Genomic DNA, 15495 nt, shown 5'->3' with positions numbered 1-15495 from the left:
ATATAACCAACAAATCACAGAGTATCATTTTGGTACTCTGAAAATATAGTCTTAAAACGTATAAAAAAATCAATGATTTAATGATTGTCAATCATTATTTTTTTTATAATATATTCATATATTTTACATAATAATTGTAAATCAACAATAGAAATATGTTCATTAACTTGATGAATCGTTTTATTGATCAAACCTAATTCAATTATTTGAGATCCCATAACAGACACAAAACGACCATCAGATGTACCTCCTGTAGTAACAATTTTAGTAGGAATTTTTATAACATCTTTTATTACATTTTTTACTACTTCTATGAAATTACCTGTTTTTGTCAAAAATGGTTGAGCTGAAACAGTCCAATTAATAGAATATTTTAACAAAAAATTAGATAATATTTTATCTACTAGATCTTTAATTATCTCAACAGTAACATCATTCCCAAAACGAAAATTAAATTTTATATTAATTTCTCCTGGAATCATATTATTAACACTATTCCCTGTTGTAATATTTATAATTTGTAAACTAGTAGGTGGAAAAAAAACATTCCCATTACTCCAATTTGTCAAAAGTAATGATGAAAGAAATGGAACAATAATATGTATAGAATTATTAGCTAAATGAGGATACGCAACATGTCCTTGTTTTCCATAAACTACTAAGTCCGCAGTTATAGAACCTCTTCTACCATTCTTAATGGTATCACCTAATATTTTAGAACTAGACGGTTCTCCAACTAAACAATAATCAATTTTTTCATTTCTTAATTGTAATTCTTCCACTACATGTTTAGTACCATTAATAGCATGTGACTCTTCATCTGAAGTAATTAAAAAGGATATTTTTCCATTATATTTAGGATAATCTCTAATAAATCTTTCAACAGCTACTATCATAGCTGCTAAAGCACCTTTCATATCAGCAGATCCTCTGCCAAATAATATACCATCATTTACTACTGGAACAAAAGGTTTTGTATTCCAATCACTTAATTTTCCAGGATCCACTACATCAGTATGCCCTAAAAAAGTTAAATTTCTTCCTACACCTCTTGTTGCCCATAAATTATGAGTATCTTTGAAATTCATTTCTTCTACTGTAAAACCTATATCAGATAAACGTTGAGTTATAATTTTTTGACAACCTAAATCTAATGGACTAATAGATGGTATTTCAATTAATTGTTTGGCTAAATTTAAAATAGGACAACACATAAATATACCCTTTCATACTTACTTTATAAATAAAAAACATAGTATATATTTTTTGTACTATCATTTTAAACAAAAATAATTTTGTAGTATTAATTTATATATACATAATTTATATTAATTTTTTTTAACATAAGTTACAAAGAAAAATGTAATTTTATTTTTCTTACAATATCTTGAACATTAAAACCAAATTTATCATATAATTGCTTAGCTGGAGCAGATTCACCAAATGAATTCATACCTATAATTAATCCATTTAAACCAACATATTTATACCAGAAATCTGTAATTCCAGCTTCAATTGCAACACGTTTAATTAATAAAGGAGGCAATACACTTTCTCTGTATGACAAATTTTGTTGATCAAATACATCAGTAGAAGGCATAGAAACTACTCTAATCATGTGACCACTACAATTTAACGCTTTAGCTACTTCTACTGCAATTTTTAGCTCAGAACCAGTAGAAATAATAATAATTTCAGGACATTCAGAATCTTGATTCAATATATACCCGCCTCTTTTAACATCTATTAACTGAATATTAGTCCTAAACAATTGAGGTACATTTTGACGAGACAAAATTAATGCTGTTGGTCCTTGTTGTCTTTCTATCGCATATTTCCATGCAATTGCTGTTTCTACTTGATCACTAGGTCTCCAAACACTTAAATTAGGAGTAAAACGTAAACAAGATAACTGTTCTATAGGTTGATGAGTAGGTCCATCTTCACCTAATCCAATAGAATCATGTGTATAAATTAAAATCTGTTGAGTTTTCATTAACGCAGCCATACGAACAGCATTTTTTGCATATTCAACAAATATTAAAAAAGTAGCACTATATGGAATAAATCCTCCATGATGAGAAATTCCATTAGAAATAGCTGTCATTCCAAATTCTCTAACTCCATAATGTATATAATTACCTGAAAAATCATTTTTAATTGATTTAGAACCTGACCATATAGTTAAATTACTAGGAGAAAGATCAGCTGATCCACCTATTAATTCATTTAATAAACTTCCTATTAGTTCTAATGTATTTTGTGATGCTTGTCTAGTTGCTATAGTCTGAGGAGATTTTTGTAAGAGTTGAATAAATTTTTCCATCTCTCTATCCCAAATACTAGGTAACTTTTTATTCATTCTTCGTCTATATTCTTCTGCTAAAACAGGATAACGTATTTCATATCTTTTAAACTCTTTCTTCCATTGTTTTTCTAACTTTTCACCAACAATACTTGCATCCCATTGACTATATATTTCTTCAGGAATATAAAATGGTTTGTATAACCAATTTAATTTTTTTTTCGTTAATAAAACTTCTTCATTACCTAACGGAGAACCATGAGATTCTGATTTACCAGATTTATTAGGAGAACCAAAACCAATCACTGTATCACAAATAATAATGGATGGCTTATCTATAACACTTTTAGACTCTATAATAGCATTTTTTATAGATTCTATATTATGTCCATCTACATTATTAACTACATGCCAATAATATGATTGAAAACGTACTGAAGTATCATCATTAAACCAATCATTAGTATTACCATCTATAGAAATTCCATTTCTATCATAAAAAACAATAAGTTTACCTAAACCAAAAGTACCTGCCAACGAACACACTTCATGTGAAATACCTTCCATTAAGCATCCATCACCAATAAATACCCATGTATAATGATCTATTATATTATAACCATATCTATTAAAATAAGAACCTAAACTACGTTCAGCAATAGCCATTCCTACAGCTGCAGCCAAACCTTGACCTAATGGTCCTGTTGTAATTTCAATCCCAGGAGTACATCCTATTTCTGGATGACCTGGAGTTTTAGAATTTAATTGTCTAAAATTTTTTAAATCATTAATAGATAAATCATAACCGGTAAGATGCAAAATACTATATAACAACATCGATCCATGCCCATTAGATAATATAAAACGATCTCTATTATCCCATAAAGGATTTTTAGGATTATGTTTTAAAAACTGTCTCCACAATACCATAGCAATATCTGCCATTCCCATAGGCATACCTGGATGTCCTGAATTAGCACGTTGAATAGCATCTATACTTAAACATCTAATAGCATTTGATAAATCACTATTTGAATACATATTTACATCCTTATTATAAAATTAATTAATACTTAAATATTATGAACGTAATAATAATCATTACTATAAATAATATATCAATTCAAGATTTATTATTTATATATATTTATTACAATCTACTTGATATTATTTTCTCTAATTTAATTTGATCAGCTCCAAATCTTCGAATTCCATCAGATAATTGATCTACTGCCATAGCATCTTGATTATGAAACCAATTAAAATCTGATTTTCGTATTTTTTCAGGTAATTTATTACTTTTTTTTATACAAAATAATTTACGTTCAAAAAAATCAGTACTAGATTTTAATTCTTCTAAAAATACAGGTGATATAGTTAAACGATCACATCCTGCTAAAGCTAAAATTTGTTCTTTTCTACGAAAACTAGCTCCCATAATTATTGTAGAATAATTATATTCTTTATAATAATAATATATCTTACGTACTGCTATTACACCAGGATCTGTATCACATGAATAATCATTTATAAAAGTGTTCTTATTATACCAATCATAAATTCTTCCAACAAAAGGAGAAATAAGATATACATTGGATTCTGCACATGCTTTAGCTTGAGCAAAAGAAAATAAAAGCGTTAAATTACAATGAATATTATTTTTTTCTAATTCTTCAGCAGCTTTAATTCCTTCCCAAGTTGCTGCTAATTTAATTAAAATTCTAGACCTATTTACTCCTTTGGTTTCAAACATATTAATTAATTTATTTGCTTGTTTAATAGAAGCTTCTTTATCAAAAGAATTACGAGCATCTACTTCAATAGAAACTTGTCCTGATATATTCTCTAAAATATTAATTCCAAGAGAAACCATAATTTTATAAATGGCATTTTCTACCTTTTTTTTATGATTTCCACCAATTTTTCTAGCATAACTAATTGCTTCATCTAATAGTGTTTGATAAATTTTTAGCGACATAGCTTGAAGTACTAAACTTGGATTCGTGGTAGCATCTTGAGATTTGTATTTCAAAATAGACTCCACATCTCCACTATCTATAACAACTGTAGTCATTTTTTTTAAAGCTTCTAATTGATTCATCTACATACTTCCTTAATAAATTTTATATATTTTATATTTTAATATTTCTTATAATGATATAACACATTTCCATAAATAATTAATTTAATATATAAAATACACAAATAAAACATAAAAAATACTCAATAAATATATTATACTTTTGTTATTTAATAGCATGTTAACATTCACTAAAATATTTTTTTATAATTAAAGTTACATTTACTCCCCCAAAACCAAAATTATTAGACATAATCGTTTTTATGGAAGTATAAAATGTTTTAGTAATAATGGATACATCCTTAATGTTAGGATCCAATCTAACTATGTTAATACTTGGTGCAATAAAATTATATTTCATCATTAATAAACTATAAATTATTTCATGAACACCAGATGCTCCTAAAGAATGTCCTGTCATAGATTTAGTTGCTGATATATAAGGCACCTTATTTTTACCAAATACTTCATAAATAGCTTGAATTTCTTCAACATCTCCTAATTGAGTCGAAGTAGCATGTACATTTACATAATCAATTGATGTTTTTGCTTCATTTAATGCTAATACCATAGAATGAATAGATCCTTTTTTAGAAGGAGTAACCATATGAAATCCATTAGAACTCGATCCATATCCAATAATTTCTCCATATATATTAGCACCGCGAGATAATGCATGAAATAATTCTTCAATTACTAATATACCAGCTCCTCCTGAAATCACAAATCCATCCCTATCAATATCAAAAGCACGAGATGCTGTTTCTGGTGAAATATTATAATGAGTTGATAATGCTCCTATTGCATCAAACTGATATGCTAATTCCCAATTTAATTCTTCAGCCCCTCCAGTAAAAATAATGTCCTGTTTACCTAACTGAATTAATTCAAAAGCATTACCAATACAATTAGCAGAAGACGAACATGCTGAACTAATAGAATAACTTACCCCGCAAATATTAAATATTGTTGATAAACATGCTGAAACGCTAGAAGACATGGTTTTTAATATAATATATGGACTTACTGATTTCAAACCACGTGAACTTCTTATAGAATCTATCCCAGAGATCTGATTTTTAGGAGAACCTCCTGCTGACCCCACTATTAAACCTATACGTATGTTATTAGTATATATTTCAGGAGATAGAAAAGCATCTTTTACCGCTTCTAACATAGACAAATATGCATAAATAGATGCATCATTCATAAAACGCATCATTCTATAATTAATTAAATGTTTGGTATTTAATTTTATGTTTCCCCATATATGACTACGTAAACCCATATTTTTCATTTTTTGAGAAAAAGATATACCTGATTTTCCATTTTTTAAACAATATAATACTTCATTTTTATTATTTCCAATACTAGAAATAATTCCTAATCCAGTTATAACAACTCTTTTCAATTTATTAACCATAACAATACAAAGTGATCAAATATAACAATATAAAAAAATTATTTTTTTCTTAAATTTTTTAAAAACTAAAAAAAATTACCTTATCAATTTAATTTATAACAAAAATATTTTTTCTAATATATGATTATCGTCATATAATAGTTATCAATTTATTTTTTAATAAAAAAAACTTTATATTCACTAATCAATAGTTGTATATTATTTCATCTTATAAAAAATGAATAACATATTATATATAATATAAATTATAAAAATAAATTATTAACTTATATTAACTATTTTTCATTTAATGTTTATTTACTTTATATTGTTAAAATCATTTAAAAAATATACTATAAAAAAAATTAATTTTTACTATAATAAATTATATCATTTTTCGTACATAATATAAAATTACACCTATGTATGTAAATCAATCTATATAATACTAAATATATAGTATTAAAATTCATTAATACATATAAAAAATTAATTTATTTATTACTAAAAAATAATTAAATATATTTAAAAACACATACAAAACAAATAATTATTATTTTCTATTGCGTTAGATGGTGACATTATTATAAAAATAATGTAATATAACTTTGAAGCTGACCAGACAATCGCTGCTCATAAATTTAAAATATACATTTTATTATAAAAAAAAATATGTAGAAGAGGAAAGTCCGGACTCCATAGGGCAAAGATGCCAGGTAACACCTGGGAAGAGAAATCTTACGACTAGTGCAACAGAAAAAAACCGCCAAATAAACATATATATATTATTAAAATATTAGGTAAGGATGAAAAGGTATGGTAAGAGCATACCGCGAAACTGGTAACAGTTTCGGCCGTGTAAACTCCATCTGGAGCAAAGCCAAATAAAGGTTAATAAAATAATAAATAAAAGTACGGCCCATACTAAAACCTGGGTAGGCTGCTTGAACTAATAAGTGATTATTAGTCTAGATAAATGATTGTCAAAAACAGAATCCGGCTTATAGGTCAGCTTCATCTAACAAAAAAATGCAAAATATCAAATTCATTAAATTATAAAAATTTTTTATAAACCAGAAATTTGCATATTAGATAATAATAAAGAACCACACTTTATACAGCTATTGATATTAATATCATTACTAATTTTTATGATATCTTGAAACATTTGTTTAAGATTACCAGATATAGTCACTTCACTTACAGAATATTGTACTACTCCATTCTCTATCCAAAAACCGAATATACCTCTTGAATAATCTCCAGTAGTAATATTAACTCCATCTCCCATTAACTCAGTCACTAGTAATCCTGTATTCATATATTTTAATAAATTTATAAAATTTACATTATTACTTAAATGATCTTGAATTAATAAATTATGGATACCTCCAGAATGTCCTGTAGTATTTAAACCTAATTTTATAGCTGTATAAGAATCCAATAGCCAACTAATTAATTTCCCTTGATTAACAATTAATTGAGTCCTTGTATACACGCCTTCATTATCAAAAGGTTTAGAACCTAATCCTTTTTTGATATGTGGATTATCTGAAATACTTAAAAATTTTGGAAAAATATAATTATTTAACTCATTTAATAAAAATGTAGATTTATTATTAACATTGTAACCATTAATAGCATTTGCAAAATGATAAAAAAAACTAGGAGATACTTCAGAAGAAAAAATAACAGGTGATTTAATTGAATTTATTTTTTTAGGATATAGACGTGCTATACTACGTTTGGCACTTTCTTCTCCTATTGATTGTGCTGGGTTTAAATCATCTATTTTTCTTGCAATAGAATATGAGTAATCTCTTTGCATAATATTATGTGATTGAGCAATACTTCCACATGATAAAGAATATAAACTAGTACTATATCCTTGTAATAAACCAATACTATTACAACAAACTATAGTTGATAAAGCACTACTAAAAGATACTCCTTCAGAATTAACAATTCGTGAATCAAATTTAAAAGCTGCATTTTCTGCTAATAACGCTAATTCAAATGCATGATTTAAATTAATATATTTAGGGTGTAATAAATTCAAGTCAATAATTTTATCATCAATAGCTAAATTTTTTATATGTGGTAATCCTGCATAACAATCTATTGATGTATTTTCAGCAATGGTAATTGCTGCTTGTAAAGTTTTTTTTATAACATCAGTTCTAAAATTTGTTGAAGAAGCAGATCCTTTACAATTTTTTTTATATACTGTAAGAAACAAAATACTATCATTACTAAATTCTATATATTCTGCTATACCTTTGCGTACAGTAACATTCATACCTTGAGTTTTTTTAATTTTTACTTCAATACTATCTACTTGATTTTTTGCTAATTCTATACACGTTATTGCTATATCTTTTAACTTTCTTTCTTCTAAAAAAACATCTCTAACTTCATACATTATAAACCCTTACTAAATTAAAAAAAATAATGCTAATCATAATACATTAATTTAATAAAAATAAAACACATAAATATATAAATATATTAAAATCATACTATTACAGTATTATTTATATTATTAATTAATACATATTTATATAACTCACATTTTAAAAAACTCTATTATTTACTAATAATACCATTAATATTATAATTAATAAAAAATAGAATACAATTAATAAATTATTATTCATATACATTTAACTATATTATATACTTATTATTTCTTTACTATATTTAACATAATTAGGAATATAACTTTATGTCATTAAATAAAATACCATCAGGTATTAATCCTCCAGAAGATATTAATATTATTGTTGAAATTTCATCTCATTCTAATCCAATAAAATATGAAATAGAAAAAAAAACAGGTGCTTTATTTGTTGATAGATTTATGTTAACTCCTATGTTCTATCCATGTAATTATGGATACATTAATTATACCTTATCTAATGACGGTGATCCATTAGACGCTCTAGTTCATACTCCTTATCCAATTCAACCAGGTTCAGTAATAAGATCTAGACCGATTGGATTGTTAAAAATGAGTGATGAATCTGGAGAAGATGTAAAAATTATTGCATTACCACATTCTAAAATTTATTCAATGTATGATAAATACAAAGACATATGTGATTTACCAAATTTACTGCGTGATCAAATTTTTCATTTTTTTAAACACTATAAAAAAATAGAAAAAAACAAATGGGTAAAAATTATCGGATGGGAAAATATAGAATATGCTAAGAAGGAAATAATACATAGTATTAAAAGATACTAATTTAATTAATCATATTATTTATACTTAAATTCAAATCATTTTTTTAATCAAATGAGATAAAATATGTCTAAAATTTGTCAAATTACAGGAAAAAAAATAATGGTCGGAAATTATAGATCACACGCAATGAATGCCACTAAAAGAAAATTTTTACCTAATTTACATTTTCATCGTTTTTGGATTCCTGAAGAAAAAAGATTTATAATTTTACGTGTATCTACAAAAGGTATGCGCTTAATTGATAAAAAAGGAATATATACAGTTTTACAAGAAATTAATAAAAAAAATCGAGATAAAATATGGCAAAAAACAATAGAGAAAAAATAAAATTAACTTCTTCTGCTGGCACAGGACATTTCTATACCACAACTAAGAATAAACGTAATACATCTAACAAATTAAAATTAAAGAAATATGATCCTATTCTTCAAAAACGTGTATTATATCAAGAAAATAAAATAAAATAATTACCTAACAATTAATTATTACTTTAAAATACTTAATAAGAAGACCAGACTCTAATTAATTAGTTAATTAAGGTCTGTTCTTTATTATTGAAATAACATTAACATAAATTATATAAAAAATAAGTAATTAAAAAAATAAACTTTTAAAAAATTCAAATTAATAATGTTATATTATTTATTTTAATGTACTCAAGATAGTCATAAAAAATAACATTAAGAACTGTGATAAATTTTTTAAATAAGGACCACAATTAACTAACAACATATACAACATAAACATACCAGTTAACAAAGTAATAGGTAATCCTATTGAAAAAAAAGAAATCTGAGATACAATGCGATTAAATATACTCATTACTCCATTTAATATTAATAAAATTACCATAATTGGCAAAATTAACATCATACCATAACTAAAAATTATACTAAAAAACTTGACTATATCTATAAATACAATGGAATTTAATGTTATTTGACTAATAGGTATTGTATAAAAAGTATATACTAATATCAATATTATCCAAATATGTATATTACATGACATTAACAATGCAGAAAATAATATATAAAAAAAACGAGATATTATAGATACATTAGTTCTGCTAGTACTATCAAATATAGTAGAAAAAGATAAACCCATTTGTAATCCTACTATTTCTCCTGCTATTTGACCTATTGATAAAATCCATTGTATTGTTAATCCCAACATTGTTCCAATTAATATTTGTTGTATTAATATAACAATGCTGATATATGATAATGAAATTATCTCTAATGTTGGTATAAAAGGAATAATTAAATAAGTTATTACCACTGATAAAATAAATTTTATTTTATATCCTATAAATCTATTTTCAAATAAAGGAACAGTTGCAATAAATGATAATATACGAGCAAAAGGAAACAAAAAATATAAAATAAACAACGAAACATTAGAGCTATATAGAATATTCATTAGTTAACAACCATAGGTAAATTATAAAATATGGTTTTTATATAATCTAACATTACACCTAACATCCATGGACCTAATATAATAATCGTAACTAAAACAGAAATAATTTTTGGAATGAAAGATAACGTTTGTTCATTTACCTGCATAGCAGCTTGTAATACACTAATTATTAAACCAGTTAATAAAACAGATAATAATATAGGAGCAGAAATCATTAAACCTACTTTCATTGCTTCATGAAAAAGTGTCATTATATATTCGATTGTCATATTAATCTCAAAAATAAATGAAACGTGAATGTTAAAAATATTAAATAAAATATTATATATTAATTAACAAAAAAACTTTGAGCTAAAGAAGTAATGAGTAATTGCCATCCATCTACTAAAACAAACAACATCAACTTAAAAGGTAACGATATAGAAGAAGGCGGTACCATCATCATACCTAATGACATTAAAACACTTGCGATAACTAAATCAATAATCACAAATGGAATAAAAATAGTACATCCAATTTGAAAAGCCGTTTTTAATTCACTAGTAACAAAAGATGGTAATACGATCCTCATAGGAATATCATCTTTATTAGTAAAAGATGAAGCTTTATCTAAAGTAGAAAATAATTTTAAATCTGACTCACGCGTTTGATTAATCATAAATTTTTTTAGAGGACAGATACCTTTCTCTATTGCCACTGACATACTAATTTCATCTCGACTAAAAGGTAAATAAGCTGTATTATATATAGTATCACAAATAGGAGACATAATAAAAAATGTTAAAAATAATGCTAATCCTACTAAAATTTGATTAGAAGGAGCATAAGGTGTCCCTAATGCATTTCTCACCAAACCAAATACGATAATAATTCGCGTAAAACTAGTCATCATTAATAATATAGCTGGTAAAAATGTTAAAGCACTAATAAACAGCAATGCTTGAATAGAAAATGACCATTCTTTTCCTACTTGTTGTAACAATGTACTACCCATAATATCTGATGATGTTGCTGAATAAACTGTAGGCGAAAATAAACATAAAAAAAACAATAAATACATACGCAAAGAACTTATTTTTTTTAATACTAAAAAAAAATTTTTTTTAAAATTTATTTTTTGTAATATAACATTTGAATGTAATTGTTTATTATTACTAATATTTTTTTTTTTAATATCAGTTAAAGTATGTAGAGTAGAAATATTATTTTTTGTTACACCAACAATTAATCTAATATTGTTTGGTACATCTACTATTAAAATACTTTCGTGCGAACCAATTGAAATTCTAGATCTAATTTTAATTAAATTATTTAATTCAATTTTTTTTATTAAAAATAATTTTTTCGTTAACCAACTTAAAAACAAAATTAATAGAATTATATGTATCAATGAATAACTAGCTTGAGTTAATGTCTTATTAGAAATTGCATTGGATAATATAACAGATATAGGTTGTATGATATCATTTTTCATTAATTATTAACTCTGATAATTTACATTGTTTAAACAATCCATAATATTAGTAATACGTATTCCATATTTATCTTTTTCTACTACTATTTCACCTTTAGCTATTAATGAATCATTTACAAAAATATCTAAAGAATCACCAATATATTTATCTAATATTAATATTGATCCAGAAGACAAATTCAATAAATCTGCTATCTTAATTTTTACTTTCCCTAATTGTACTGTAACATTAACGGATATATCAAAAATATGATTAATTCCATTTAATAATGTGGTACTACTTGAATTATCTATGTTAACAAACTTTTTTATTTTATTAACATCAGCATTTAAATCATTATCAACATCAGTATTTATATCATTACCGACATCAGCATTTAAATCATTATTAACATTAGCATTTAAATCATTATTAACAACAGCATTTAAATTATTACCAACATTAGCATTTAAATCATTATTAACAACAGCATTTAAATTATTATCAACATCAGCATTTAAATCATTATTAACATTAGCATTTAAATCATTATTAACATTAGCATTTAAATCATTATTAACATTAGCATTTAAATTATTATCAACATCAGCATTTAAATTATTATCAACATCAGCATTTACATCATTATTAACATTAGCATTTAAATCATTATTAACATCAGCATTTAAATCATTATCAACATTAGTCTGTATATTATTATTAATATCAGTATTTATATTATTATTAACATTAGTACTTATATGATTATTAACATTAGTACTTATATGATTATTAACATTATTGTCTTTTATTAATTTAATATCTGCTTTATTTTTTAACTTTTCATTGTTAGACATATATTAATTTCCATCTATTGAATTTTACTAATTTAAATCATTATTTACGAGTTAATTTAACCACACTTCTAATACAACAAGCATACTTATTATCAACTATAGTACATTCTCCTAAAAATATAGGAACAGTATCAACGTAAACAATACCATGATTAGGTTTATTAATAGGTAAAACATCTCCTATTTTTAAGTTTAATACTTTATTTAACGGTAAACAAATTTTAGTTAATTTTGCAATTAACGTTAAATATATATAATTAACATTATTAAATAAATCATTTTTTTCTTTATCTTTATATATCTTCGATTTATTAATATCTATGTAATATGGTAACTTTTTTAATTCATTAATAGTAAATATAGGCAATAAGATATTAAATGTACTTTTAAAATATCCTATAGTTATATCAAAAGATGTAATAATAAACATATGATTCGCAAAAGATAATTTATGAAAATCTGATTCTACATGTGATTGAATATATTTCATATTAACAGGAAATGTTTCTTGATAAGCTTTTTGATATCCTAAAAGTAATATTTTTACTATTTTTTTTATAATTCGTCGTTCATATGGTGTAACACCAACATGTCTATAATTGTTTGTTATTTTTTTTAATTCACTTCCCCCAAATAAATTATCTATTATCATAGATAAAAAATTATCTGAAAAAATAATTAGAAAAATATCTTTATTAGAATTTAATTCTATTAAATTAACACTAATTGGCCTTTTAAATTGAGATATATATTTACTATATGTCTGAATTATAGTATTAGATAATGTAATCTTAATATTTTCTAAATTTAAAAACATAGATATATCTGAACAAAAAAATTTTAAAAAACTACTATTTATCTTATTTAATAAATTTAAATCTAATTTAATTAAATGATAATATTTATTTATGTCTAAACGATATAAATAATTTTTTTGAAATATTTCTAATCGATTTTTATCATCTTTTATTTTTTTATTAATAATATCAATAGAATTTAAAACATTAATATTAGTTTTCATATGAGACTCTCTAAATCAAAAAACAATTTCACAAATTAACAGAATAAAGATATATATTATCAGACATAATACTTCTATTATTATAGAGATATAATATAAATACTTTTATTAATTATTTTATATTATATATTAAATATATATATCTATTTTATGAGCAGGAAAAAAATTGTTGTGTACATAGGTAAAATTTATTTTATTAAAAAAATACCCTTTAATATGTTTTTTAAAAATAAAACTAGAGTATAATATTTTAGAATACACATTCTGCAACTCTAACATATGGATATTTTGATATATACTTTTATTATTAACGAAACATGCTGATAATGTAATATGATTTTTATCAAAAATTTCTTTTAAATTATTAATTGATGATTTAAAAATAGTAAACATTTGACTGTTTTTAGATATTAAATAAATTTTAGCTATTTTTTTTATAAAATTTATTTTTAATGTTAAAAATAATTCACCTAAATATTTTTGATTCAATAGTATATGTAAAACGTTATCATACATTATATTATAATTATTATTTACAGGCGATACATCTACTAATCGTTTCCACATTAAAATATTTTTATTACTATAAGAACTTAATTTCATATATATTGTGTTTTCATCATTACTTATTCTATTTTTAATAAACAAGAAATCTGAAAAATTTTTCATATTAAAGTTTACATGATGTGATATATGAATTAATGATAATAAAATATTATCCTTCATTTTAATATCAAAAATAAAAATATCACCATTGTTATATAGATAACGAATGTTATTAATATATTTATCCAACATAAAAACACTAAAAAAATTATTTATGTCTTCTTTGAAATTATCTATAATTTCTCCAATACAAGATTCATTATTTTTCATTAATTTCATTGTAATAAAAGACGATACGTTTTTATACTTTTCAAAAAAATTAAAAAAAAAATAGTCTTAAAGAAATTAATAGTATTTGAATATAACTCTAAATTATTCAAAGTGCCATTTTTATGATTTAGAATCAAATTTTTTCGATGTAACTTATTAAATAAAATATTTATTTTTTCTTTTTTATGCAACAATATTATTTTTTTTGTATTTAATAAAACCAGTGATTTATTAAAATTCTTTATACGTTGTAAAAATAAATCGACGACATTATAAGATTTTAATAAATTAAAATTATTTTTATTTTTTATTCTATTTATCTGTAAATATTTATTAAAAAAAAATTAAATGAACGTATTATAGTAGTACTCTTTTGTGTATGAATTTTTTCTAAGTACTGAGTAATACGATCTTGTGTATTCCTAAAATAGTGTATTTTCAAAAATTATTCACCTCTTTATTTATGCATGATTTTACACAAGTTAATTCATCTACATACATTTGTTCTAAAACTAATTTTCTCTGTAACATTTTTTGTTCCAACATTTTTTTTAAAATACGCCACATTTTTAATTTGCTATTATATTTTTTCCAATTACAACGCATATAATATAACTTTTCTTGATATTGTTTATATATTTCATTTTGTTTTTTTATACCAATTGATAACACTTCAATAAAATTAACATAATTTTTTAATTTACTGCCGAAGATACCAAATTTCAAATTATGATTTAATAATTTTTTATAATCCATATAATAACTATTTAATAAATTTAACTTATCAAATATACGCTTTTCTTGTAAAGAAATAGTATTCAAATCTTTTAA

General features: G+C 23.5%; 15 protein-coding genes, 1 other RNA gene and 1 pseudogene. 4 read left to right on the top strand and 13 right to left on the bottom strand.

The window, feature by feature from the left end:
* Positions 1–77: 77 nt before the first annotated feature.
* From dapE to RJX12_RS00375, 4 genes are all read right to left on the bottom strand, one after another.
* On the bottom strand, positions 78–1214 hold the full coding sequence (gene dapE / locus RJX12_RS00390) for a succinyl-diaminopimelate desuccinylase (RefSeq protein WP_343192237.1): 1137 nt from the start codon (positions 1212–1214) through the stop codon (positions 78–80).
* Positions 1215–1348: 134 nt separating this feature from the next.
* Positions 1349–3346: a transketolase gene (tkt, locus tag RJX12_RS00385; protein ID WP_343192236.1), complete on the bottom strand. Its 1998-nt coding sequence runs from the start codon at positions 3344–3346 to the stop codon at positions 1349–1351.
* A gap of 109 nt (positions 3347–3455) precedes the next feature.
* Positions 3456–4406: a transaldolase gene (gene tal, locus RJX12_RS00380; protein WP_343192234.1), complete on the bottom strand. Its 951-nt coding sequence runs from the start codon at positions 4404–4406 to the stop codon at positions 3456–3458.
* Positions 4407–4566: 160 nt separating this feature from the next.
* A complete protein-coding gene (locus RJX12_RS00375; RefSeq protein ID WP_343192233.1) occupies positions 4567–5796 on the bottom strand; it encodes a beta-ketoacyl synthase N-terminal-like domain-containing protein in 1230 nt (409 codons plus the stop codon).
* 601 nt (positions 5797–6397) lie between these two features.
* On the opposite strand from RJX12_RS00375, the gene rnpB reads away from it, so the two are divergent.
* An RNA gene (rnpB, locus tag RJX12_RS00370) (RNase P RNA component class A) lies at positions 6398–6807 on the top strand.
* Positions 6808–6853: 46 nt separating this feature from the next.
* Here the strand turns inward: rnpB and pmbA are convergent.
* A complete protein-coding gene (gene pmbA, locus RJX12_RS00365; RefSeq protein WP_343192232.1) occupies positions 6854–8209 on the bottom strand; it encodes a metalloprotease PmbA in 1356 nt (451 codons plus the stop codon).
* Between the two features lie 303 nt (positions 8210–8512).
* Between pmbA and ppa the strand changes: the two genes are divergently transcribed.
* From ppa to rpmG, 3 genes are all read left to right on the top strand, one after another.
* Positions 8513–9034 (top strand): inorganic diphosphatase, encoded by a 522-nt coding sequence (ppa, locus tag RJX12_RS00360; protein WP_343192231.1) that lies wholly within the window; start codon positions 8513–8515, stop codon positions 9032–9034.
* Between the two features lie 63 nt (positions 9035–9097).
* Positions 9098–9361 (top strand): 50S ribosomal protein L28, encoded by a 264-nt coding sequence (rpmB, locus tag RJX12_RS00355; RefSeq protein ID WP_343192230.1) that lies wholly within the window; start codon positions 9098–9100, stop codon positions 9359–9361.
* Positions 9334–9501 (top strand): 50S ribosomal protein L33, encoded by a 168-nt coding sequence (rpmG, locus tag RJX12_RS00350; protein WP_343192229.1) that lies wholly within the window; start codon positions 9334–9336, stop codon positions 9499–9501. Before rpmB ends, rpmG begins: the two co-directional genes overlap by 28 nt.
* Positions 9502–9676: 175 nt before the next feature.
* On the opposite strand, the gene RJX12_RS00345 is transcribed toward rpmG, so the two are convergent.
* From RJX12_RS00345 to RJX12_RS00310, 8 genes and pseudogenes are all read right to left on the bottom strand, one after another.
* A complete protein-coding gene (locus tag RJX12_RS00345) occupies positions 9677–10456 on the bottom strand; it encodes a flagellar biosynthetic protein FliR (protein ID WP_343192228.1) in 780 nt (259 codons plus the stop codon).
* Complete coding sequence (gene fliQ, locus RJX12_RS00340; protein ID WP_343192227.1) at positions 10456–10725, bottom strand: flagellar biosynthesis protein FliQ; 270 nt, start codon at positions 10723–10725, stop codon at positions 10456–10458. The genes RJX12_RS00345 and fliQ overlap by 1 nt, the downstream gene beginning before the upstream one ends.
* Positions 10726–10784: 59 nt before the next feature.
* Complete coding sequence (fliP, locus tag RJX12_RS00335; protein ID WP_343192401.1) at positions 10785–11516, bottom strand: flagellar type III secretion system pore protein FliP; 732 nt, start codon at positions 11514–11516, stop codon at positions 10785–10787.
* Between the two features lie 93 nt (positions 11517–11609).
* Positions 11610–11930 (bottom strand): annotated as a pseudogene (locus tag RJX12_RS00330) (flagellar biosynthetic protein FliO); the annotation flags it as partial.
* 6 nt (positions 11931–11936) lie between these two features.
* Positions 11937–12767, bottom strand: a complete 831-nt coding sequence (gene fliN, locus RJX12_RS00325) for a flagellar motor switch protein FliN (RefSeq protein ID WP_343192226.1) — start codon at positions 12765–12767, stop codon at positions 11937–11939.
* 40 nt (positions 12768–12807) lie between these two features.
* Positions 12808–13788 carry a FliM/FliN family flagellar motor switch protein gene (locus RJX12_RS00320; RefSeq protein ID WP_343192225.1) on the bottom strand — a complete coding sequence of 327 codons (981 nt, stop codon included), beginning with the start codon at positions 13786–13788 and terminating at the stop codon, positions 12808–12810.
* Positions 13789–13917: 129 nt separating this feature from the next.
* The gene (locus RJX12_RS00315; RefSeq protein WP_343192224.1) at positions 13918–14664 is read right to left on the bottom strand and encodes a hypothetical protein; all 747 of its coding nucleotides are present in this window, start codon (positions 14662–14664) and stop codon (positions 13918–13920) included.
* A 438-nt stretch (positions 14665–15102) separates the two neighbouring features.
* Positions 15103–15486 carry a flagellar FliJ family protein gene (locus RJX12_RS00310; protein WP_343192223.1) on the bottom strand — a complete coding sequence of 128 codons (384 nt, stop codon included), beginning with the start codon at positions 15484–15486 and terminating at the stop codon, positions 15103–15105.
* Positions 15487–15495: the final 9 nt, after the last annotated feature.

It is taken from the genome of Buchnera aphidicola (Formosaphis micheliae), assembly GCF_039403185.1.
Taxonomy (GTDB): domain Bacteria; phylum Pseudomonadota; class Gammaproteobacteria; order Enterobacterales; family Enterobacteriaceae; genus Buchnera_C; species Buchnera_C aphidicola_B.
This window is presented reverse-complemented; position numbering and strand designations above follow the sequence as displayed.

Bases quoted from the DNA above. Each gene is read 5' to 3' on its own strand.
- dapE (WP_343192237.1), bottom strand. From the start codon at position 1,214: ATGTGTTGTCCTATTTTAAATTTAGCCAAACAATTAATTGAAATACCA.
- tkt (WP_343192236.1), bottom strand. From the start codon at position 3,346: ATGTATTCAAATAGTGATTTATCAAATGCTATTAGATGTTTAAGTATA.
- fliP (WP_343192401.1), bottom strand. From the start codon at position 11,516: ATGTATTTATTGTTTTTTTTATGTTTATTTTCGCCTACAGTTTATTCA.
- fliQ (WP_343192227.1), bottom strand. From the start codon at position 10,725: ATGACAATCGAATATATAATGACACTTTTTCATGAAGCAATGAAAGTA.
- rpmB (WP_343192230.1), top strand. From the start codon at position 9,098: ATGTCTAAAATTTGTCAAATTACAGGAAAAAAAATAATGGTCGGAAAT.
- ppa (WP_343192231.1), top strand. From the start codon at position 8,513: ATGTCATTAAATAAAATACCATCAGGTATTAATCCTCCAGAAGATATT.
- fliN (WP_343192226.1), bottom strand. From the start codon at position 12,767: ATGTCTAACAATGAAAAGTTAAAAAATAAAGCAGATATTAAATTAATA.
- rpmG (WP_343192229.1), top strand. From the start codon at position 9,334: ATGGCAAAAAACAATAGAGAAAAAATAAAATTAACTTCTTCTGCTGGC.
- RJX12_RS00315 (WP_343192224.1), bottom strand. From the start codon at position 14,664: ATGAAAAATAATGAATCTTGTATTGGAGAAATTATAGATAATTTCAAA.
- RJX12_RS00345 (WP_343192228.1), bottom strand. From the start codon at position 10,456: ATGAATATTCTATATAGCTCTAATGTTTCGTTGTTTATTTTATATTTT.
- pmbA (WP_343192232.1), bottom strand. From the start codon at position 8,209: ATGTATGAAGTTAGAGATGTTTTTTTAGAAGAAAGAAAGTTAAAAGAT.
- RJX12_RS00320 (WP_343192225.1), bottom strand. From the start codon at position 13,788: ATGAAAACTAATATTAATGTTTTAAATTCTATTGATATTATTAATAAA.
- tal (WP_343192234.1), bottom strand. From the start codon at position 4,406: ATGAATCAATTAGAAGCTTTAAAAAAAATGACTACAGTTGTTATAGAT.